Raw genomic sequence first — 22,762 nt, forward strand, 5'->3', positions numbered from 1 at the left:
CCATGTCCCTTCTTCACCGCTTGAACCTGCTCGAAAAATTCCTCATCCTGGGGACACTCGGGCTCATGATGAGCGCGCTGCCCACCTACCTGACGGTGCGCGATGCTCTGCACGCCATTGGCCATGCGCGCCACGAGGCGCAGGGCATGGTCCCTGCGCAGGCCATCACCCGCCTTGTGCAGCAGATGCAGGTGCACCGGGGCCTGTCGGTGGGCATGCTGGGCGGCGACGAGACCCTGGCAGCACGCCGCCCCGCTGCGCGCGATGCCGTCAACGCGGCGCTGGACGATGCCACCACCCGCTTTGCGGCTGCCAAGGTGCCCGCCGCCCAGATGGCCACCTGGACCCAGGCCCAGCAGACCTGGCGCACGCTGGAGCAGGCCGTGGCCGCACGCAGCATCGAGCAGGCCCAGAGCACGGCGCAGCACACGCAGCTCATCGCGTCGCTGCTGCAGCTCAACGAATCCTTGCTGCATGCCTATGGCCTGCAGATCGACCCCGACGCCGACACGCATGCGCTGATCCAGGCCTCGCTGGTGCAGGCGCCCATGCTGGGCGAAAAGCTGGGCATGCTGCGCGCGCAAGGCGCCAGCGCCTTGGGCAAACACGAGCTGACGCCCCAGGGCAAGGGCCAGCTGCTGGTGCTGCAGCAGCGTGTGGCCGAGCTGCAGGCCGACACCTTCCGGGGACTGGACCGCGCCCTGCAGGGCAACACCGATTTGAAGCGCGCCCTGGGCAGCAGCGCGCAGGCCGTGCAGGGCCAGATCCAGCAATCGCTGCAGATGGCCGAGCGCGATGTGATCAACGCCAGCGAACTCCAGCTGCCCTCCAAGGACTATTTCGACGCTTTCACCCGCACCATCGAAGCGCTGAACGCACTCAACAACCTGTCCATGGCCAGCCTGGACCAGGCGCTGCAGGCCCGGGTGTCCGACCTGCAGCGGGGGCTGCTGTGGGAGGCTCTGGCGCTGGTCGTAACGCTCTCGGCCACCTGCGGCATGGCACTGGTGTTTGTGCGCTCGATGACGGTGCCGCTGTCGCAGGCCGTGGCGCTGTCACGCGCCGTGGCGCAGGGTGACCTGAGCGGCGCCCCGCTGGCCCACGGCACCAACGAAGTCGGCCAGCTGCTGCAAGCGCTGCAGCAGATGCGCAGCCAGCTCACGCAGGTGGTGCGCCAGGTGCGCAACGGTTCTGAAAACGTGGCCACGGCCAGCGTGCAGATTGCCCAGGGCAATACCGACCTCTCGGCCCGCACCGAAAGCCAGGCCAGTGCGCTCGAAGAAACCGCCGCCTCGATGGAGCAGCTCAACGCCACCGTGCGCCAGAACGCCGACAGCGCCCAGCAGGCCAGCCAGCTGGCCGCGAGCGCGAGCACCGTGGCCACCCAGGGCGGCGAGGTCGTGGCCCAGGTGGTCAACACCATGCAGGGCATCAACGCCGCGTCGCAGAAGATCTCGGACATCATCGGCGTGATCGATTCCATCGCCTTCCAGACCAACATCCTCGCGCTCAACGCGGCTGTGGAAGCGGCCCGCGCGGGCGAGCAGGGCCGGGGTTTTGCCGTGGTGGCCAGCGAGGTGCGCAGCCTGGCCGGACGCAGTGCCGAGGCCGCGCGCGAGATCAAGGCCCTCATCAGCGCCAGCGTGGAGCGCGTGGAACAAGGCACGGCCCTGGTGGACCGCGCCGGCAGCACCATGACGGAGGTGGTGGCATCCATCCGCCGCGTGACCGACATCGTGGGCGAGATCAGCGCGGCCAGCCACGAACAATCGCTGGGCGTGGCCCAGGTGGGCGAGGCCGTGACGCAGATGGACCAGGTCACGCAGCAAAACGCCGCCCTGGTCGAGGAAATGGCCGCCGCCGCCAGCAGCCTGCAGAACCAGGCCGAAGACCTGGTGCATGTGGTGTCGGTGTTCCGTCTGGGGGACGAAGGCCAGGGCCAGCACAGGGCACCACGCCCCACAAATTCGCTACGAATTCAATAGCTATTGGCGCTTACCCATCAAGCGCTAGCGGCAATTTATATTCAAACTCTGCGCGCCCCGTGGCTCCGCGGCGCTGCGCGGAGCGGCAGATGGACCGGGCAGCCCGCTCGCTCCTCCGTTGCGCATCCGTTCACGCCGTCGCAGGCTCACCACCCGGCCCCGCCAGCGGCAGCACCAGCCGCGCACGCAGCCCCTGGCCGGGGGCGCTGTGCAACTCCAGCGCACCCCCATGGGCGCGCGCCACGCGCTCGGCAATCGCCAGCCCGAGCCCGGCCCCCGGTGCGCCCGCACGCGCCGCACCACCGCCGCGCGCAAAAGGCTGGCGCATGCGGTCGATCTCTTCGGCGGTGATACCGGGGCCCTGGTCCTGCACCTCCAGCCATACCTGGGTGGCGTCTGCCCCCGTGCGCAACACCACCGGCGGCGCACCGTGGCGCCAGGCGTTTTCCACCAGGTTGTCCAGCGCGCGGCGCAGGGCCTGGGGGCGCACGGGCACGTCGGGCAGGGCACCCAGTTCCAGCACCAGCGCGCGGCCATGGTCGGCCTGCGCCTCGGCCACGGCCTGGGCCAGGTCGTTGAGCGATGCGGCGGTCGGCGCCTCGGCCTCACCACTGCGTGCGAATTGCAGGAACTGGCCCACGATGCCATCCATCTCGTCGATGCTGCGCACCATGCTCGTAGCCAGCGGCGCATCGACCTGCGGCCCCGCAATCTCTACCCCCAGGCGCAGCTTGGTCAGCGGCGTGCGCAGGTCGTGCGACACACCGGCCAGCATCAGGGCGCGCTCGTGGTCGGCGGCGGCCAGGCTCTGTGCCATCTGGTTAAAGCTGCGCGCCACGGTGGCGATTTCTTCGGGCCCATCATCCGGCAGGGTTGCGGGCGACTGGCCGTGCGCCAGTTGCTGCGCCGCGCCCACCACCTGCACCAGCGGGCGGTTGATGTGGCGCTGCAGCCACCACGCGCCCAGCAGCGCCAGCAGCATGCTGGCCAGCGTGGCCACCAGCCAGGCGCCGGTGAACTCGCGCGTGGGGAACACGCTGGGCAGGTTGAGCCAATAGCTCTCGGCCCCCTCCGCGCCCTCGTGCACCACACGCAGGGACAGCACGCCGGTGCTGTCGCGGCGCCATATCGGTTGCGGCGGCTGCGTCGGTCGCGGTGTCTGTGTTGCAGCATCGTCCGCACCCAGACGGCGCGACACGGCCTGCACAAACTGCCGCTCCAGGGGCGACAGCAGCGCGCGCCGCGCAGCGCTCTCCGGCGCAACGGGCGGTGCGGACAACACGGCCTGCCGGTTGAACGCCTCGACAAATGCCACACGCTGCGCCGCGGGCAGTGCCTGCAGCCCCGCACGCAGCGCAGCCACATTGCGCGCCACGCCATCGGCCACCTGCGCGACACGGGGCTTGAAGATCATCTGCCGCACCAGCACCGCCGCCACCAGCTGCCCCAGCACGATGAGCACGGCCATCAGCAGCAGGTTGCGCCCGAGCAGGCTGCGCGGCCAGAGCCCCCAGCGGCGGCTGGTTGCGAAGGCCATCATGGCTGGCGCCCCCCGCCATGCGCAATGCCATCGGGCACAAACACATAGCCCACGCCCCACACCGTGCGGATGTGGCGCGGCTGGGCCGGGTCGGCCTCGATGAGCTTGCGCAGGCGCATCACCTGCACGTCGATGCTGCGGTCGGTGGCGGTGTGGTCGGGCCCATAGGCCAGCGCGATAAGCCGGTCGCGCCCGAGCGGTCGGTGTGGCTGCTGGGCCAGCGCCTGCAGCAGTGCGAATTCGCCGGTGGTCAGGGGCACGTCCTGCGCACCCTGACTGTGGTTGTCGTCGCGACCGCCGTTGCGCACCAGACGGCGCTCGTCCAGCCACAGGGTGAACGCGCCAAACACAATGCACCCGCCCACCTGGCGCGGCCCGGTGTGGGCGCCCAGCACGCGCTGGCGGCGCACCATAGCCTGGATCCGGGCCAGCAGCTCACGCGGGTTGAAGGGCTTGGGCAGGTAGTCGTCGGCGCCCATCTCCAGGCCCACGATGCGGTCCACCGGGTCGCCGCGTGCGGTGAGCATGAGGATGGGAATGGTCTCGCCCTGCGCACGCAGGCGGCGGCAGATGGCCAGGCCGTCCTCGCCCGGCATCATCACATCGAGCACCAGCACATCGAAGCGCTCGCGCTGCAGCAGCACATCCAGCGGGCCCGCGCCATCGACCGTGCGCACGGTATAGCCCTGGTCGCTGAGGTAGCGCTGCAGCAGGGCACGCAGGTCGGGCTCGTCATCAGCGACCAGGATTTTGGCCAGGGGGTCGGTCATGGGGCAGGGAGCAACGTGGCAAGTGAAGGCGGCGTGGTGGCAATGGTAGGCGCTACTTGGACGGTACGGCGGGCCATGCACCCTCAGCCATGACAAGGCATGACGGAGCCGCAGTCGTTTGTCATGGTTTGTCATACATCGGCGGATTTCTGCCATCAATGGCTCACACCCGGGACCCACAGTACAGCCATGCCACACCCCAAGGCAAACCCCAAGGAGTTGACCACCATGCCTTTGCTGCCCCACCCCGCTGACAACGACCTGCTGCCCCGCCCCGCGCTGGCAGCGGGTGTGCTCGTGTTACCCGCCCTCGCCACCCTGGGGCTGAGCGCCGTGCTGGCGCTGGCAGCCCCCACCGAAGCGCAGGCCCGCACCCGCCGGAGCGTGGAACACAACGCCGATGGCAGTACCACCACCCACACCGGCGTGGCCCGCAGTGGCCCGAACGGCGCGATGCTGCGCGGCCGCACCGCCACCACCGATGGGCAGGGCAACGGCAGCGTGACCCGCCGCGGCGCCACCGTGGGCGCGCAGGGCGGGGTAGCCGCACGCCAGGGCAGCACCACCCGCAGTGTTGACGGCAGCACCAGCCACAGCGGCACGGTGTCCGCCCAGAATGCCCAGGGCAGCCTGCACAGCAGCGGCGGGGCGAGCCGCAATGCCGACGGCAGCGTGGAGCAGGCCCGCAGCACCACCGCCACCAGTGCGGTCACCGGCAACAGCGTGCAGACGCAGAGCCGCTACAGCAAGGACAGCGGCTTGAACCGCAGCGCCACCTGCTACGACGCGAGCGGCGCAGCCATGGCTTGTCCAACGCGGCCTTAACACCGTCTGGACCCAGCCATCGATTGCCACCCTCTGAACTCAGGAGCCTTGCCATGTCCCTGCGCCGCACCCTCACCTTGACCACCCTCGCCGCGCTCACGCTGGCCACTGCCAGTGCGCAGGCCCAGACCACCACGCACAACGGCGGCCGCCTGCGCGCCCTCATCGCACAAAAGCAGGCCGCCGCTGCACCGGCCGTCCTGTCTGCAGGCGTGCAGCGCATCGCCGATGTGCCCTACGGCACCGACCCGGCGCAGCGCATGGACGTATATGTACCCACCAGTCCCACAACGGGCACCAACAGCCTGGTAGCCAGCGCGGTGCGCGCGCCGGTCATCTTCATGGTGCATGGCGGCGGCTGGCGGCATGGCGACAAGGCCATGGGCCGCGTGGTGCAGGAGAAGGTGAACCGCTGGGTGCCCAAGGGCTTCATCCTCATCTCCATCAATTACCGCATGCTGCCCGATGCCCCTGTGGCCGTGCAGGAGCGCGATGTGCAGGCCGCCCTCATGGCCGCGCAGCAGCGCGCGGGCACCTGGGGCGGGGACCCGAGCCGCTTCATCCTCATGGGCCACTCGGCCGGTGCCCACCTGGTGGCCCTGCTCAATGCCCGCGCCCCGCAGGCACTGCGCGAAGGCGCCTGGCCGTGGCTGGGCACGGTCTCGCTGGACAGCGCCATGATGAACGTGCCCGCCCGCATGCGCGCCCCGCACCTTCCGCTGTACGACGACGCATTTGGCGCTGACCCGGCTTATTGGGTGGCCATGTCGCCCTTCCACCAGTGGACGGCGGGCGCTCCGCCGATGCAGATGGTGTGCTCGGCCCAGCGTGCGGACGACCCGTGCCAGCAATCCGATGCCATGGCCCGCCATGTGCGCAACCAGGGCGGCCGCGCCGAAGTGTTGCCGCAGGACTTGGACCATGGCGAAATCAACGCCCAACTGGGCCTGGACAGCGACTACACCCGCGCGGTGGAGGCCTTCATGGGATCGCTGGACGCTGAGGTGGCCCGTCGTCTGCAGTGATGTAGCGGCAAATTACTACTGAATTAATAGCTGCTAGCGCTTTGTAGATAAGCGCTAGCAGCCATTTTCATTCAGATTTCGCCCGCAGGTAGGGCGCCAGATACCGCCCCGTATGGCTGGCCGGGTTGGCCGCCAGCTCCTCCGGCGTGCCCACACCCACCACGGTGCCACCGCCCGCACCACCCTCCGGCCCCATGTCGATGAGCCAATCGGCGGTTTTGATCACGTCGAGGTTGTGCTCGATGATGACGATGGTGTTGCCCGCGTCGCGCAGCTGGTGCAGCACCTTGAGCAGCAGGTCAATGTCGGCAAAGTGCAGGCCCGTGGTGGGCTCGTCCAGGATGTAGAGCGTGCGGCCGGTGTCGCGCTTGCTCAGCTCCTGCGCCAGCTTCACGCGCTGCGCCTCGCCGCCCGAGAGCGTGGTGGCGGCCTGGCCCAGGCGGATGTACGACAGGCCCACATCCAGCAGCGTCTGCAGCTTGCGCGCGATAGTGGGCACGTCCTTGAAGAAGGCGGCGGCGTCCTCCACCGTCAACTCCAGAATCTGCGCGATGTTCTTGCCCTTCCACAGCACTTCCAGTGTCTCGCGGTTGTAGCGCTGGCCGTGGCAGATGTCGCAGGGCACGTACACATCGGGCAAAAAGTGCATCTCCACCTTCACCACGCCGTCGCCCTGGCAGGCCTCGCAGCGGCCACCGGCCACGTTGAAGCTGAAGCGCCCAGGGCCGTAGCCACGCTCCTTGGCGGTGTTCACCTCAGCCATCAGCTCGCGGATGGGTGTGAACAGGCCGGTGTAGGTCGCGGGGTTGCTGCGTGGCGTGCGGCCGATGGGGCTCTGGTCGACGTTGATGACCTTATCGAAGTACTCGATGCCCACGATCTCGTCGTGCTCGGCTGGCTCTTCGTGCGCGCGGTACAGCTGGCGGGCTACGGCGGCGTACAGCGTGTCGTTGACCAGCGTGCTCTTGCCCGAGCCCGACACGCCCGTCACGCAGGTGAGCAGCCCCACGGGGAAGTCCACCGTCACACCCTTCAGGTTGTTGCCCGTGGCGCCTGCCACGCGCAGCGCCTGCAGCGCGCCTTGGCGGGCATGGTGTTCGGCCATGCGCTCGGCGCGGCGCTTGCTCGCCTCAGTCTGTGGAAAGCGCGATTTGGCCTTGGCCTCCACCACGGGTGCAGCCTGCTCGAGCACCGGCAGCCAGGGCGTGCGGCGCTTTGGCACGGCAATGGTGCGCGCGCCCGACAGGTACTGGCCCGTGAGCGACTGCGCGTTGCTGCGCACTTCGTCATACGTGCCCTGCGCCATCACCCGCCCGCCGTGCACGCCCGCGCCGGGGCCCATGTCGATCACATGGTCGGCGGCGCGCATCATGTCTTCGTCGTGCTCGACCACGATCACGCTGTTGCCGATGTCGCGCAGGTGTTTGAGGGTTGCAATCAGCCGGTCGTTGTCGCGCTGGTGCAGGCCGATGCTGGGCTCGTCCAGCACGTACATCACGCCCGTGAGGCCCGAGCCGATCTGTGACGCGAGGCGGATGCGCTGCGCCTCGCCGCCGGAGAGGGTCTCGGCGCTGCGGTCCAGGCTCAGGTAGCTCAGGCCCACGTCGTTCAGGAACTGCAGGCGCGTGGCGATCTCGCGCACCACCTTGTCGGCGATCTCGGCCTTGGCGCCCGTGAGCTTCAGGTCGTTGAACCAGGTGTGGGCGGTGTTCAGTGTGGCGTGGCTCACTTCAAAGATGGCGCGGGCCTGCTCGCCCTCGCCCAGCCGCACGTGGCGCGCCTCGCGGCGCAGGCGCGTGCCGTGGCATTCGGGGCAGGGCTGGGTGCTGCGAAAGCGCGCCAGGTCTTCGCGCACCACCACCGAATCGGTCTCGCGGTAGCGCCGCGACATGTTGGGGATGATGCCCTCGAACGGGTGCTTCTTGGCATACACCTTGCCCTTGGAGGCACCACTGTCCATGATGTAGCTGAAAGCGATTTCTTCCTCGCCCGAGCCGTGCAGGATGGCGTGCTGCACCGGCGCGGGCAGCGATTCAAACGGCACCTCGATGTCAAACGCGTAGTGCTTGGCCAGGCTCTCGAGCATCGCAAAGTAGTAGCCGTTGCGCCGGTCCCAGCCCTTGATGGCACCGCTGGCCAGGCTCAGCGTGGGGAAGGCCACCACACGCGCCGGGTCGAACACATCGCGCTGGCCAATGCCGTCACACGCGGGGCACGCGCCCATGGGCGAGTTGAACGAGAACAGGCGCGGCTCCAGCTCCGGCAGCGAATAGCTGCAGACGGGGCAGGCGAACTTGCTGCTGAACAGGTGCTCTTGCCCCGTGTCCATCTCCAGCGCCAGCACGCGGCCATTGCCCTCGTGCCCGCCCACGCGCAGCACGGCCTCGATGCTCTCGGCCAGGCGCTGCTGCAGGTCGGCGCGCACCTTGATGCGGTCGATCACCACGTCGATGTTGTGCTTCTCGGTTTTCTTGAGCGCGGGCAGGTTCTCGTGCTCGTAGATCTGGCCATCCACCCGAAAGCGGACGTAGCCCAGCGCCTGCATCTGTGCGAACAGCTCGGTGAACTCGCCCTTCTTCTCGCGCGCCACGGGCGCCAGCAGCATGAGCTTGGTGTCTTCGGGCAGGGCCAGCACGGCATCCACCATCTGGCTCACGGTCTGCGCGGCCAGTGGCAGGTTGTGGTCGGGGCAATACGGCGTGCCAGCGCGGGCGTACAGCAGACGCAGGTAGTCGTGGATCTCGGTCACCGTGCCCACTGTGGAGCGCGGGTTGTGGCTGGTGGCCTTCTGCTCGATGCTGATGGCGGGCGACAGGCCTTCGATCAGGTCGACATCGGGCTTGTCGAGCCGCCCCAGAAACTGCCGCGCATAGGCCGACAGGCTCTCCACATAGCGCCGCTGGCCCTCGGCATACAGCGTGTCGAACGCCAGGCTCGACTTGCCCGAGCCCGACAGCCCGGTGATCACCACGAGCTGGTTGCGCGGGATGTCGAGGTCGATGTTCTTGAGGTTGTGCGTGCGCGCCCCCCGGATGCTGATGCGCTGCTCACGCAGGGCGCGGGCGAGGTAAAGGCCGCTGCTGTCGGCAGCTTGGGCATCGGTGGGGGAATGGGAGTCGGTCACGGAGTGGGGAAACAGCAGGGAAACCGACCATGATAGGTCAAGCCCCATGCCCTGTGTTGCAGCTGCTGCCATGCCAGTACCATTGCACGCCACATTCATTTGCCAACGCCAAAGTGACCGACCCCACACCCCCCCACGTCCCCCATGTCCATGCCCAGGCGCTGACCGTGACCCGTGCGGAGCGCGAGCAGCTGGGAGGCCACCCCGGCCGGGTGGTCTGGCTCACCGGCCTGTCGGGTGCGGGCAAATCGACCATTGCCAATGCGCTGGAGCGGGAACTGAATCGCCAGGGCAAACGCACCTACATCCTGGACGGCGACAACATCCGCCAGGGGCTGAACCGGGATCTGGGGTTTTCGGACGCGGACCGGGCAGAGAACATCCGGCGTGTCGCACAAGTGGCTCGCCTGTTTGTGGACGCGGGCGTGATCGTGGTGGTGGCTTTCATTTCGCCCTTCCGCGCAGAACGCCAGGCGGCCCGGGAACTGTTTGCCCCGGGCGACTTCCTGGAAGTGTTTGTCGATGTGCCCCTGGCACTCGCCGAAGAGCGCGACCCCAAAGGCCTGTACCGCAAGGCCCGCACGGGCGAGTTGCGCCAGTTCACGGGCATTGATTCGCCCTACGAGCCACCGCTGGCCGCCGAGCTGGTGCTGCCCACAGCCCAGCTCACGCCCCAGGAATGCGTGCAGCGGATCTGCGCTTTGCTGTGAGCCTTTGGGCCGGTCAGCCATGCCTTGCTGGCCGTGTCACGCCCCGCACATGCCCACGCGAATCACAACTCCTGCCCAATGGGCGAAAATCCCTGCTTTACCTGCCCCATAGGGCACCACCGTGCCGGATTCTCCTTCTTCACTTGCGGGCGCTGCCCCGCCGCCCCTGTCGCCATCGCCTTCCGGCAACGCCATGACCCCGCAGGAGCGCCGCTCCAGCCTCAGCCTGGCGCTGATCTTTGCGCTGCGCATGCTGGGCCTGTTCCTGGTGTTGCCCGTGTTTGCCCTTGAGGCCCGCAAGTACCCCGGTGGGGATGACCCCGCCCTGGTCGGTCTTGCCATGGGCATCTACGGACTGACACAGGCGGTACTGCAGTTGCCGCTGGGCATGGCCTCCGACCGGTTTGGGCGCAAGCGCGTGATCGTGCTGGGTCTTTTGGTGTTTGCAGCGGGTAGCCTGCTGGCCGCACTCGCCGATTCGCTCACGGGGCTGCTGGTGGGCCGCGCGCTGCAGGGCGCCGGTGCCGTGTCGGCCGCCGTAACCGCCCTGCTGGCCGACCAGACCCGCGACGCCGTGCGCACCAAGGCCATGGCGCTGGTGGGCGGCAGCATCGGCTTGATGTTTGCAGTTGCGCTGGTAGCGGCGCCGGTGCTGGCGGCCCACATCGGGCTGGCGGGCCTCTTTGGCCTGACCTGCGCCCTGGCGCTGGCGGGCGTGGCGGTGGTGATTTGGTGGGTGCCTGCAGAAACCGCGCAGCACCAGAATGCGCCCCGGGGCCGCCTGGCCGATGTGTGGGCCCACCCCGACCTGCTGCGCCTGAACCTGGGGGTTTTCGTTCTGCACACCGTGCAGTTGTCCATGTGGGTGGCCGTGCCGGCCATGCTGGTGCAGGCGGGCCTTACCAAAGACCACCACTGGCAGGTCTACCTGCCTGCAGTGGTGCTCTCGTTTGCGGCCATGGGCGGGCTGTTTGCGCTGGAGCGTGCGGGCAGGCTGCGCGCCGCGCTGCTGGGTGCCATCGCACTGGTGCTGCTGGTGCAGGCAGGCCTGGGCCTGCTGGCGGGCAGCGGCGGCACACCCACACTGTGGGTGCTGGGGTCGTTGCTGTTTGTGTTTTTCTGCGGATTCAACGCGCTGGAGGCCAGCCAGCCCAGCCTGGTGTCGCGCATGGCGCCGCCACAGCTGCGTGGCGCGGCGCTGGGCAGCTACAACACGCTGCAATCGCTGGGCCTGTTTGCGGGCGGCGCGCTGGGCGGCGCCCTGGTGAAATGGGCCGGCGCGCCGGGCCTGTTTGCCGCCACCACCGTGCTCACGGCCCTGTGGCTGGTACTGACCTGGCCCCTGCGGCCCGTGGGGCGCGGCGGCCACTGAGTGGTGGATTGAGCCATGTCGCCAGAGCTTCCATTGCGAGCCGGTTGCGGCACAATGGCGCGTTTGGCGCCCGGAATCCTTCTCCAAATCCGGCGCTTCTTTCATCCCTTTAAGGCAAAAACAGCACCATGGCATCCGTAAACAAAGTCATCATCGTCGGCAACCTGGGCCGCGACCCTGAAATGCGCACTTTCCCCAGTGGCGACCAGGTGGCCAACGTGACGATTGCCACCACCGACAAGTGGAAAGACAAGCAGTCTGGCGAAATGAAGGAAGCCACCGAGTGGCACCGCGTGGTCTTCAACGGCCGCCTCGCCGAGATCGCTGGCCAGTACCTGCGCAAGGGCTCGCAGGTGTACGTGGAAGGCAGCCTGCGCACCCGCAAGTGGACCGACCAGAGCGGCGTGGAAAAGTACAGCACCGAGATCCGTGCTGACCAGATGCAGATGCTGGGCAGCCGCCAGGGCATGGGCGGCGGCCAGGGTGGTGGCCAGCAAGGCGGCGGTTACGACGATGGCGGCTACGGTGGTGGCGACCAGGGCGGCGGCTACGACCAGGCCCCCCGCCGCGCCGCGCCCCCACCACGCCCCATGGCGGCCCCTGCCCAGCGCCCTGCGCCTGCGCCCGTGGCACAGCCACCCCGCGCAGCCTCGGGGTTTGACGACATGGATGACGACATCCCCTTCTAAAAGCCGCGCTTTCCAGCTTTTGTAAAAAGGCCCGCAGCACAGACGCTGCGGGCCTTTTTTTTGCGCCCGCACGATGGTCAAGAAGCGCTGAGTCAACAGCACGCGGCGCTTCTTCTACAACGGCCAGCGCCCTCCCCACCCCCCCAGTTTGTCCAGTGCGGCACGGGGACAACGGCGCCAACACTTTCTTACACCGGTTGCGCCCAACTCGAAGATCATCGGGCGCTTGTTGGCGGCTGGCCTGCGGTGCCGCCAGCAAATTCTGGTTAGTCACAACAACATTCAACAGCACAAGAGAGGGATAGCCATGCCAGGCTTTGTTCGCAAGATTTTGATTTTCATCACCGGTTACGCGTGGCTGCTGCTACTGGCCGGGCCCGGCCTGATCGGCCTGTCGCTGTACAGCGGATGGAAGGCCGATGGCGACCATGCCTACGCAGCGCGGGAAAGCCTGCAGACCGTGACAGGCACGGTGACGCAGGCTTCGGAGGTCACCGTCAAGCGCAAGCGCCGCGCTACCAAGCAGTTCTACGAAATCAGCGTCCAGGCCGATGGCGCAGGCGCCGAGGCCCGCAAGCTGCGCATCGACTACAGCACACCCCAGGAACTGGTGGGCAACCTGATCGACGAAAAGATCACCGCTTTGGTGGACAAGAGCGACAACGACCTGGTGTACGAAGTGGCGGTCGATGGCAAGCCCGTGATCAGCTATGAGACCACCAGGCAGCGCCTGCAGGCCGAGGCAGCGTCCTCCGCCCGGTCCTTCAGCGGCGCTGGCACCTGGATCTTCGCGATCCTGCTGACGCTGATCGGCGCCGCCGGTGTGTGGTCCAACCGCAGGCTGCGTGCAGCGGACTCCAGCCAGCAGCTCAGCGCGGCCTGAGAATTTTTCACAGAGAGGGAGGGAGGAGGCGCCTGGTGCGCCCCTCCCGTGATTTCACAACCAACACACAGAGCGAGGAATACGCCATGAATCCCAATGTCCTGACCCCTTCGACGCCGGAAGGCGCACCGTTTGAACGGCGCGATTTCATCGTGGCTACCTACAAGCACCTCGGTGTGGCCATGCTGGCCTTCGTGGTGCTTTCCGCCGTCCTGATGGCGACCGGATTTTCCGGCACAGCGGCCAAGATGCTGCTGGCCAGCGGCAACAAGTTCCTGTGGCTGGGCGTCATGGGCGCGTTCATGCTGGTGGGCTGGCTGGCCTCGTACATGGCCGACAACGCAGAGAGCCAGCAAACACAGCTGATGGGCCTGGGCCTGTATGTGCTGGCCGAAGGCCTGATCTTCGCGCCGATGTTCGGCATCGCCCAGATCGTGGCCCCCGGTGCCATTGGCGCTGCGGCCTTCATCACGCTGCTGCTGGTGGGCGCGCTCACCTGGACGGCGTTCACTACCAAGACCAACTTCTCGTTCCTGGGGGGCATCCTGAAGGTGGGCGGCCTGGTGGCCCTGGGCACCATCATTGCCGGCGCCATCTTTGGCTTCAAGCTGGGCATCTGGTTCTCAGGGATCATGGTGCTGTTTGCCGGCGCCTGCGTGCTGTACGACACCTCGCGCATCATCCACGACTACCCCGCCGACCGCCCTGCGGGCGCTGCGCTGCACCTGTTTGCCTCGATCGCGCTGATGCTCTGGTACGTGCTGCGCATCCTGATCAGCCTGGCGACCAACGACGACTGAGCCACCATCCTCGAAGCCCCGCGCGGTGGCAAGGGCCGGCTCCTGCAAAGGGGTCGGCCCTTTTCTTTGCAGCAGGCTGAAATCCAAGAAAAAACAGGCTCTAGCGCTTGATGAATAAGCGGCAATAGCTATATTATTGATAGCAAATGATCGTAGATGCATTCAGGTGCACCTGACAGGCGTGGCCCAGCCGACATCCGAGGTCGCATTCCCATGGGCGCACCGCAGCCCCACAGCCTGCCGCCCAACTCCGGCATGCCATTTTCCTGTCGTCCCTTGCGCCCGCTGCTGGCACAATTAGAAACAGCAAGACAGCCAGCATGCACCTGTGCGCGCTCGCTGGCCCGTCGATAACGCCTCGCGCGCCACGGCGGCATCTCGACGAATCCCCATTACCCACTGATCCTCTTTCTGTCCATCATGCGCAAATACTTCTGGCTATCCTTGACCTGTGCGGCCCTGCTCGCCAGTTGCGGCGGCGGCTCGTCCGACGGCGAAGACGTGGGCCCCGCCCCTGGCGTACAGCAATACCCCGGTGGCGTGTGGGAGGGCACGGTGGGCACCGGCGCTGCGCAGCGGCAGGTGGTGGGCTACATCGATCCCGGCCCGCTGGGCACCGGGGGCGAGTTCTACATGGCACGCGAGGCCCCGGGCGCAGCGGGCTTTGATGCGTTTTACGGGCGCCTGAATGTCAACGTCACGGCGGTGCTGGCCACTGGCGTCACGTACTACTCGGTCCAGGACGGCAAATTTGCCACGGGCCTGACGCTGCGTGGCACGGCATCGAACAGCGGCAAGATCGGCCGCACCGACGGCATCAGCGGCAATTACTCCGACCCGGTGCAGACGGCGGCTGCGTCTGGCGCGGTGGTGCCGATCAAGCTCTCGTACAGCAGCCTGAACTTCCACCCCGCACGCGCGAGCCTGGTCGAGGGCACCTACCGGGGTACCGGCCTGTTTGGCGGTGGATGGGTGCTCACCGTCACCCCACAGGGCCAGCTCTCGGGCCGTATCGGCGGCTGCCTGGTCACGGGCACAGCCACGCCACGCGCCGCAGACTCCCCGCTGTATTCGATGACGCTCAATCTGTCGGGCGACACCACCTCCTGCGAGGCCAGCGGCACGCAGCAATCCGGCATCGCCGTGCTGCGGTTTGATGCGGCAGGGGTGCCCAACGGCATCTGGGTGTTCACGCGCAATGCAACGGGTCCGAACAACACCTTCACCCTCAACGGCATTGCCGACCCCCGCACCACCGTGCCGCCTTCCACCACGCCGTTGTCGGTGGCAGGCAACTGGCAGGGCTCCTTCACGCTGCCTGCAGGCGTGATTGGCGATACGACCGTCTGGGGCAGCGTGCTGCCGGACGGCGGCCTGTTCTTCTACACCAATAGCAGCCTGGACCACAACGCGCTGTATGGCCGCCTTATCCGCTACGAGAACAACGTCACGAACAACCGTTTTGTGACGGCCAACGACGGCGTGTTCTTCAACCGCCTGCTGGCCAACACGGGCGCCTACAACGAGTCCGTGCTGATCGACGGCACGCTCCAAAGTGGCGATGGCACCAGCACCGCCGGCCTGTTCAGCGGCAGCTTCAGCTACCCAACGCAGCCAGGCGGTTTCCCCACCCGCTTCAGCGTGACGCCAGACCCGCTGTACGCCCTGCCCTCCGGCAAGGTGCCCAACGCGGCCCTGATCGTTGGTACCTACAAGATGGCTGGCACGGGTTTTGGTGGCGACACCACAACGCTGACGGTGTTTGCCGATGGCGCCATCACGGGCCTGACCACCAGCGGCTGTGAAGTGGCGGGCAAGCTCCTGGGCGAACTGGGCAGTGGTCTGAACCTGTACCGCGTCGAGGCATTCGGCTACCTCAACAGCCCCAACGCACCCATCACCTGTGGCCTGTCCTCGGGCCCGCCGCAGTCCGGCTCGGCATCGGCACAGTTCGATGCGAATGGCAAGGTCATTGGCCTGCGCATTCTGACTGCCGGGTTGTCCGTGGCTGGCACACGTGCCCACACCGTGTTTGTGGGCGCCAAGCAGACCACGCCGTAACGGCAAGGGAGCACCCCTCGCGCTAGGCGGGGGGTGCTCCAATCGGGCAATCACTGCGGTACCCCTGTGGTCGGCCCATGGGCCTTGGCTTACAGCGCCTTCACCCCGCGCAAGAGCCATGTAGCACGCAGACAGCGCTCCCGCCACAAGCGGGTTGCCCATAAAAAAGGCCCGTCGCACGTGAAGTGCGACGGGCCTTTTTGTGGCTTGCAGAGAGCGGGTGAGCGCCCTGGAAAAGTTCAGTAGCTATACGGTGACCGCAGCGGGTTCACCGGGAACGCCTGCAGGCCGTTGTAGGGCTGGAAGGCATAGCGCACATACAGGCCGCCCGCGAACTCGCGGTAGTTGCGTGCGTTGTTGAGCGACAGGTGTCCACCCACGAACACCTGCGGATGCATCTGGTATTCCATGGCCGCACCCAGGTTGTAGCCCAGGCCCGTGCGGGACTGGCCGGGGTAGATGGCCGTGGCGCCCGTTTCGCCAAAGGCCAGCGCGTCGGCGGCTGCCTGGACTGCCGAGACTTGCCGCGATGGGCTGTTGGGGAAGTACGGCGCCGCATCTTCCTTGAAATACTGCACGCCTACCGAGCCCTTGAGTTGGTACGACAGGCGGCCATTGCGCTGCGCCCATTCGACCGGAATGCCAAAGGACACGAACTGCTGGGGACTGAAATAGCCACCGTGGCCCACCGTGAAGTAGCGCAGGTTGCGCTGGTACGACAGCCCCGTAAAGCTCAGGCCCGCCGTGAGGTCGGCGTTCGATGTGCGGTGCACATGCCAGTACATCCCGCCACCCAGCTCGGCCCGCGCATTGCTGCGCACGCGGGTACCGGTCAGGCCATGCAGCGAACCGTACCCATAGATCCCCAGTTCACCATCGTCCCAGGTCAGATCAACGCGGCCCCCGGAAGCAGACACGCCGCCCCAGCGGTCGCCGGTCCGGGCATCACGGACACCGGCAAACGACAGCAGGCTGTCGGTCACCGGGCGGCGCGAGAGGTCCACGGCCACGGTCAGGTCGTCGGTGAGGGCTGTGCGGTATCTCGCGCCTGCCGTCACATCGGACTGGCCGAAGCCCAGCGGCGTGCTGCCGATGTCTGCCCGGAAGCCTCCGCTTTCATAGCCTACGCTCAGGCCGACGCCGCTGTCGCTTTGCGAGCCCGCTCCGCGTTCGGGCATGGCCAGGGCCGTGACCGGGCCACCACCAAAGCGGCTGATGGTGCCGTAGGGAGAGCCGGGCGAACCTGCGCTGGCGCCCGTGGGCGTTACGCCCAGCAGCAGGTGACCGTCACCCACGCTCATCTTGAGCTGCACGGGCGCTTCGATCTCGGAAAGCTGGCTCATGCCCGCCTCGCCCTGCCGTGCGCGCGCAACTGCGCCCACGGAGAACGAAGAAATCTGGCTTTGCTGCACTTCGCGCAGCTCGTCGCGGGCCGTGCGGGGCCGCGTGGGGTCGGGCACGTTGCCCAGCCCCGCCGTGGACCAGGCAGAAGGTGCTGCAGGAGCAGGCATTGCGCGTTGCGCAGGCAAGGACTGGGCGCCGCCCGCATACCCACCACCGTAGGCCTGTGCAGGCGTGTAGTAGCCCGCCGCAGCCGGGGCCGGAGCGCCCATCGGCTGCATGGGTTGTGCAGGCGGCACGTACACAGGTGCCATGGCCGGCGCCGCCGCAGAGGCCCCCACCGACCGTGGGGTCGAAGAAGGCAGTGCCGCCGCGTTGCGCCGCGCAGCGCTGGTCGAAGCCGCCGTGTCAGCCGCCGCCACCGGGCTGGACGCCTCGGGGTAGTAACTGGCGGGCGTCATGGGAGCGGCCTGCGCATAGGCCTGCGGTGCCGTGCCAAAGCGGCTTGCACCAGCCGGGTCGGGAATGTAGAGGCCTGCAGGTGCGTTGTTGCTGCGCGCTACTGGCTGGGGCGCGTACTGCTGGGGGGTGTAGCCCACCGGCGACCGTGCGACGGCTGCGGCACCAGGCACTGACAGGCCGCCCCCGGCACGCTGCTGCAACGCCGCGCGCTGGGCAAATGGATTGCCAGAACGTGCAGGCCCCGCTGCTACGCCACTGGCGGCCAGCACGGCATCGCGCTGCGCGTTTTCGGCGGCAACGGCAGCCGTGAAGAACTCGGTGGCCTTGGAATTCTTGCCCTGCGCCCGGTACAACCGACCAGCGGCCGTCAGCACTTCGGGATCACGCGGAGCGCGCGCCAGCGCCACGGACAGCAGCGACTCCGCATAGCCGTAGTCCTTGGCGCCCGTGGCCATGGCTGCGGTCTGCAGGATGAGGGGCACGTCATTGGGAGACTTTTCCAGCAACCGCGCATACAGCGCCTGCGCCTGGGCATAGTCGTTGTTGGCCGCGTACATGCGGGCCAGTGCCGCCATGGCCAGGGGCTCGTCGGGCTGCTCGGCCAGCAAGGGAACGAGCGTGTCGTAGGCCGCGACCAGGTCGCCCGCCTCGCGCAGGCCATCGGCCTGGCGCACGATGTAGGCGCGGCGGATGTCGCTGAAACTCTTGCGCTCGCGGTCATTCATCGGGGCCGTCTGCAGCTGCCGCAGGATGCCCGCCAGTTCCACATCCTGCTGGGTCTTGAGCAAGGTGGCAGCGTACTGCAGGCGCAGGCCGACATCGGGCCGGGGGGTGCGCGCCAGCACCTGGCGCACCATGCCGAGTGCCCGCTGCGGATCGCCAGCGTCCGCGTAGGCCAAGGCCATGGCGCCCAGCAATTCGGGGTCTTGGGTGGCAAAGGACTCGGCCTGGGCCAGGGTGGCCAGGGCTTCCGTCTGGCGACCTTCAGCCGCCAACGCCGATGCAGCCGATGCCTGCACATGCACCCACACCCGCTTTTGCAGCGCGGCGATGTCACGGGTGCGGTGCTTTTCTGGAACGCGGTCCAGCAGCGCCAAGGCGCTGGGCCAGTCACCAGCCTCCGAGGCCAGCAGGGCGCTGGCATACAGGGCCTCGGGCATGTTGGGGTTGGACAGCAACAACCCGTCCATCACGCCCCGCGCCTCGGCCACCGCGCCCATGCGCAGGTACAGGCGGGCAAGGTCCAGCCGCACCCAGGGGCTGGCCGGATCGTTCAGCAGGGCATCTTCCAGCGCTGCGCGGGCAGCGGCGGTATCGCCACGCTCCGTCGCTGCGCGGGCCTGGCCCAATGCCTGCGCAGCACGCAGGCGCCCCAGGGCTCCCACCTTTTCTTGCTGCGAGGGTGACAGCTTCTCCACCAGCGCCAGGGCTTCGGCCGCCTTGTTGTTCTGCGCCAGCACGCCCACGAGGCCCCGCACCGCGTCGGGGTTGTCGGCCTGGCGCGCGAGCACACGGCGGTAGGCTGCCTCGGCGGCGTCGTACTGGCCATCTTCGACCAACAGGTCTGCCAGGTCGGTTTCGGCCGTGACTTCGGCCGGATTCAGCCGCACAGCCTGCTCCAGCGAACGCCGCGCTGCCGCTGTCTCACCGCGTTCGCGTTCGGAGGTGGCCTGCTCGACCAGGCTCCAGTAGGTGGCGCTGTCGAGCGCCTGTTTCCAGCGGCTGGCCGAGCCCGCACGCGAGGCCCGCTCCAGCAGCCCGCGCGCGTCGGCAAACCGTTCCTGGCGCAAACGCAGAATGCCCAGGCCACCCAGCGCATCGCCGTCGGTGGGACGGGATTCGAGCACGTTCAGAAATGCTGCCTCTGCAGCATCCAGCTCGCCATCGTCCAGGGCCTGGAACCCTGCTGTCGTCCGCTGGCGCAGCGGGTCGGCCGTCCGGACGGAAGCTGCCTGAGACTGTTTTTGCAGGTTCTGGGCCTGCACCAGGCGCGTCTGCACCGCAGTGTCTCCGGGATTGGCGCGCAGGAATTCCTGGTACAGCGGGATGTCGGCCGAGCGATTGCCCGTCCAGGCCAGCGCCTTGCGCCAGCTTTCCGTCGCCGCCTTGCCCACATCGGCGCGCCCGGCCAGCCGCGCCAGCTGGGATATGCCTTCGCGGCGCGTGGATTCGCGGTAGGTCAGGTGTTGCGCCAGGGCCAGCGCAATCTGCGGGTCTTCGGGCGATTCCTGTGCCAGGCGGTTCAAACCCCGGCGGGCCTCGTCCCAGCCGCCTGCTGTGGCGCCCAGCGTCTGGTAGTACTCCAGCGCCAGGGGGCCGGTGGGAGCGCGGTCTCCCAGTGCCGCCTGGTAGGTGCTCAAGGCCTGGCTGGCCTGCCCGCTGCGGGCCTGCTGGCGCGCAGTTTCGATCTGGGGTGCGCTGCGGCCCGTGCGGATGGATTCCTGCAACCGGCTGACCAGCGGGCTGCGCGGATGGGCTGCCTGCAACTGGTTCAGGTAGCGCTGGGCGCCCTCGGGGCGGCGGGCGTTGAGCTCCACCAACGCCATCCCATAGAGGGCCTGGGCGTTCTGGGGGTTGATGCGCAGCAGCTTCTGCCATGCCTCACCCGCGCGTTCCGTGTCGCCGCGCTCCTGCCAGTACTGCCCCTGGTCCAGCAGGGTCTGCTCGGCCCCGGTCTGCGCCCAGGCAACGGGGGCCATCAGCGAGGCCAGCAGCCCCATGGCAAGTGTTTGATGACGACGACGTTTGGAGGACATGCCTTCCTTCTCCCTGCGAGGCTCCCGGCTACCGAGGTGCCGGGAATGTGTTGCGTGATTCAGAAACAGCCGGGCGTGCTTTGCACCGCCTCAGCCTTTTTGCTTCAGCCGGGCCCGTGCGCGCGCTCTCAGCGACAGGTACATGATGATCGCTATCAGCACCGCCGCCGACACGCCCAGGACAATCAGCAACAGCGGGTTGCGCGAAAGAAACCACTGGGTATACAGCAAGGGGCCCAACTGACCCACATGGTAGTTTTTCTCGGCCACCAGGCTGTCCACCTGCTTGCCCCGGATGACCGTGGTGCTGCCCTGCACGTGTTTGAGCATTTCGGCATCCAGCAGTGCATCCATCACTTGCGACAGACCTGCAGGCTGGTTGCTGGCAACCAGCACCACACTGCGGCCACTGCGCAAAGGCGATTCAAAACCTGCCACCAGAGCATCGGTGCTGTCGCTGGAAAACGCAACCTGGCTGCGCCGTGCGTGCACGCTGGAGTCCTCGCCAAAGCCCCACCAGCGCAGCAGGCGGTTGGCGAAATCCGACATCTGGAAACTCTTGGTTTCGCCCTGCAGGAGGGCCGGAATGGAACTGGCCCATTGCTTGAGCAGGGGCTGGTTGCCGCCGGAGGCAATGACCAGCAGGTCCTTGTCGGCAAGCCGCTCCACCTGCTGGGCCTGCGCCACGGTCACGCCCAGGGCAGGGTATCCCGTGACGCGCCCCATGACACCCATCAGGCCCAGATAGGCCGCGTATTCCTGCGCACCCGGCTTGTCGGGCATCACCACCGCAGATTCTGAAAGGTCTGCCATGCGTGTGAACGGGAACCCTGCATTGCCAAAGGCCGCCAGATCCGGCATGGCGATGAAATGCGGAAAACCGGAGATGTCGATGGTCGAATCGGCCTCGACAGAGCCCCGGACGTTGTCGAGTGGCACGTCCTTGCAGGCGCCCTGCTTGACCACGTCATAGTAGTAATGCATCTGCAACTGCGACTGGGCGGGCAGCTTGAACAGCGGGATGTGGAAAGTCTCGCGCTCCGGCGCCATCTCGCCCTTGGGCACCACCTTGGTCAGCAGGCGGTCCAGAGCGCCGGGTTCTTCATGGTTCACTGCGTGCAGGGGCAACGAACGCAGGAACTGCTGGTTCACATTGATGTTGAGGGTGGACTTGTCCGGGTTCGGGCGCGGGGTATAGCGATACCGCAGGTCCACCGGGATGCCCTTCTGGCGCCATGCGAACAGGTCGGGCGGCAGGAAGAAGTTCAGGCGGATCAGGTCTGGCGAGTAGCCGGACACGTTGAGCGCATCGGCCTCGACCAGTTCACCAAATTTCACGGGCCGGTCGTTGGAAAGCCAGTTGGGCGCGTCGTACGGCTTGCGGGGCTTGAGTTCCGTGACCTCGGTGATCCGTGCCAGCGGGCCGGACAGGGCCGAGGAACCGATGGCCAGTGCCTTGGCGGCAACGCCAAGCTCGGCCTCGTCCCGCCCCATGACCAGCAGCAGCTTGCCATGGCGGTCTGCCGGGTGGCTCACCACGGCCACGGTGGGGCCCTGGATGTCTGGCAGGGTCAGCCCGGCGGGCGCTTGCGCCTTGCCCGCGATCATCACCACCGCGTTGCCGCGCGCGGGGAGTTCGCCCACCAGTGACGGGAACCTCGCTCCCCGGAAACCCGCCAGCGCGCCAAACCAGGACGACATCGTGCCTGCGGCCTGCAAGGTGCCCGTGTTGGGCACTGCGCCGAACACCATCGGCAGCTCCAGCGGGCGCACATCCCGGCGATCAAAGAAAGGCTGCGGCAGCAGCGCCAGATCGTTTGTCTGGGCCACGGGCGCCACCGTCAGTTCCAGCACGCTGTCGTTGCCGACGTTGGCCCACAGGCTGGAGTGCAGCGGGTCTTCGCACTCCATCGTGTAGTGGCCGATCAGCTGCAGGTTGAGCCGGTTGAACTCGGTGATGAGGCGCGGCGGGATGACGATCTCGCGCTGCAGGTTTTCGCCCGCCTGCTGCGTGGTCACCGGAATGGTGGCGGCCACCTGCTCGTTCACCAGCACCTTGATATGGGACAGGTTGGGGAGCAGGGCGGGCGAGTAGGAGTAGTTCAGCTTCAGTCGCGCGCCTGTGACCACTTCGTCGTTGCGCACGCTGAACGCCACACCGCTGGTGCCGTCCACACCCCGCAATTGCAGCGGAAACAGGGCCCCCAGGTCCTTGAAACTGGTGCGGTGTACACGCACTCCACTCTCGGTCGGTTGCGCCGCAGCCAGCATTTCCGCCCCAGCCAAGCCCGCTGGTGCAGGGGCCGCAGCAAGTTGGGATACGGGCACGGCCGTCCCTGTCAGTACCAAGGCCAGCATGGCAGGCAGCATGCGCTTGCGCGGCAGCCGCGCTGTCGGATGTCTTTTGGGAATCATGGTG

The 22,762-nt window shown here is 67.4% G+C and carries 14 protein-coding genes; 9 read left to right on the forward strand and 5 right to left on the reverse strand.

Going from position 1 to position 22,762, the window contains the following annotated elements; translation table 11 throughout:
* Positions 1-2: 2 nt before the first annotated feature.
* Positions 3-1,985, forward strand: a complete 1,983-nt coding sequence (locus EXV95_RS15715; RefSeq protein WP_176887553.1) for a methyl-accepting chemotaxis protein — start codon at positions 3-5, stop codon at positions 1,983-1,985.
* A 130-nt stretch (positions 1,986-2,115) separates the two neighbouring features.
* On the opposite strand, the gene EXV95_RS15720 is transcribed toward EXV95_RS15715, so the two are convergent.
* Positions 2,116-3,525 (reverse strand): ATP-binding protein, encoded by a 1,410-nt coding sequence (locus EXV95_RS15720; protein ID WP_176887554.1) that lies wholly within the window; start codon positions 3,523-3,525, stop codon positions 2,116-2,118.
* Positions 3,522-4,295: a response regulator gene (locus tag EXV95_RS15725; RefSeq protein ID WP_176887555.1), complete on the reverse strand. Its 774-nt coding sequence runs from the start codon at positions 4,293-4,295 to the stop codon at positions 3,522-3,524. Before EXV95_RS15725 ends, EXV95_RS15720 begins: the two co-directional genes overlap by 4 nt.
* 228 nt (positions 4,296-4,523) lie before the next feature.
* On the opposite strand from EXV95_RS15725, the gene EXV95_RS15730 reads away from it, so the two are divergent.
* Both EXV95_RS15730 and EXV95_RS15735 read left to right on the forward strand, forming a co-directional pair.
* Positions 4,524-5,120, forward strand: a complete 597-nt coding sequence (locus EXV95_RS15730) for a hypothetical protein (RefSeq protein WP_176887556.1) — start codon at positions 4,524-4,526, stop codon at positions 5,118-5,120.
* Positions 5,121-5,173: 53 nt separating this feature from the next.
* Complete coding sequence (locus EXV95_RS15735) at positions 5,174-6,145, forward strand: alpha/beta hydrolase (protein WP_176887557.1); 972 nt, start codon at positions 5,174-5,176, stop codon at positions 6,143-6,145.
* A gap of 67 nt (positions 6,146-6,212) precedes the next feature.
* Here EXV95_RS15735 and uvrA read toward each other — a convergent pair whose 3' ends face one another.
* Positions 6,213-9,269 carry an excinuclease ABC subunit UvrA gene (gene uvrA, locus EXV95_RS15740; protein WP_176887558.1) on the reverse strand — a complete coding sequence of 1,019 codons (3,057 nt, stop codon included), beginning with the start codon at positions 9,267-9,269 and terminating at the stop codon, positions 6,213-6,215.
* A gap of 113 nt (positions 9,270-9,382) precedes the next feature.
* Here uvrA and cysC point away from each other — a divergent pair, with 113 nt between their 5' ends.
* From cysC to EXV95_RS15770, 6 genes are all read left to right on the forward strand, one after another.
* The gene (gene cysC / locus EXV95_RS15745) at positions 9,383-9,979 is read left to right on the forward strand and encodes an adenylyl-sulfate kinase (RefSeq protein WP_055400369.1); all 597 of its coding nucleotides are present in this window, start codon (positions 9,383-9,385) and stop codon (positions 9,977-9,979) included.
* A 193-nt stretch (positions 9,980-10,172) separates the two neighbouring features.
* Entirely contained in the window at positions 10,173-11,351 is a 1,179-nt protein-coding gene (locus tag EXV95_RS15750; RefSeq protein WP_176889067.1) for an MFS transporter, read from the forward strand.
* Positions 11,352-11,479: 128 nt separating this feature from the next.
* Complete coding sequence (gene ssb / locus EXV95_RS15755; protein WP_055400317.1) at positions 11,480-12,040, forward strand: single-stranded DNA-binding protein; 561 nt, start codon at positions 11,480-11,482, stop codon at positions 12,038-12,040.
* A gap of 307 nt (positions 12,041-12,347) precedes the next feature.
* On the forward strand, positions 12,348-12,923 hold the full coding sequence (locus EXV95_RS15760; RefSeq protein ID WP_176887559.1) for a hypothetical protein: 576 nt from the start codon (positions 12,348-12,350) through the stop codon (positions 12,921-12,923).
* 86 nt (positions 12,924-13,009) lie between these two features.
* Positions 13,010-13,723, forward strand: coding sequence for a Bax inhibitor-1 family protein (locus tag EXV95_RS15765; protein WP_176887560.1), 714 nt, complete (start codon positions 13,010-13,012; stop codon positions 13,721-13,723).
* Between the two features lie 420 nt (positions 13,724-14,143).
* Entirely contained in the window at positions 14,144-15,784 is a 1,641-nt protein-coding gene (locus tag EXV95_RS15770; RefSeq protein ID WP_228897149.1) for a hypothetical protein, read from the forward strand.
* 239 nt (positions 15,785-16,023) lie between these two features.
* Here EXV95_RS15770 and EXV95_RS15775 read toward each other — a convergent pair whose 3' ends face one another.
* Positions 16,024-20,343: a cellulose biosynthesis protein BcsC gene (locus EXV95_RS15775; protein WP_255484755.1), complete on the reverse strand. Its 4,320-nt coding sequence runs from the start codon at positions 20,341-20,343 to the stop codon at positions 16,024-16,026.
* Between the two features lie 90 nt (positions 20,344-20,433).
* Positions 20,434-22,758, reverse strand: a complete 2,325-nt coding sequence (gene bcsB, locus EXV95_RS15780; RefSeq protein ID WP_176887561.1) for a cellulose biosynthesis cyclic di-GMP-binding regulatory protein BcsB — start codon at positions 22,756-22,758, stop codon at positions 20,434-20,436.
* Positions 22,759-22,762: the final 4 nt, after the last annotated feature.

It is taken from the genome of Acidovorax sp. JMULE5 (genome assembly GCF_013376875.1).
GTDB lineage: Bacteria > Pseudomonadota > Gammaproteobacteria > Burkholderiales > Burkholderiaceae_C > Acidovorax > Acidovorax facilis.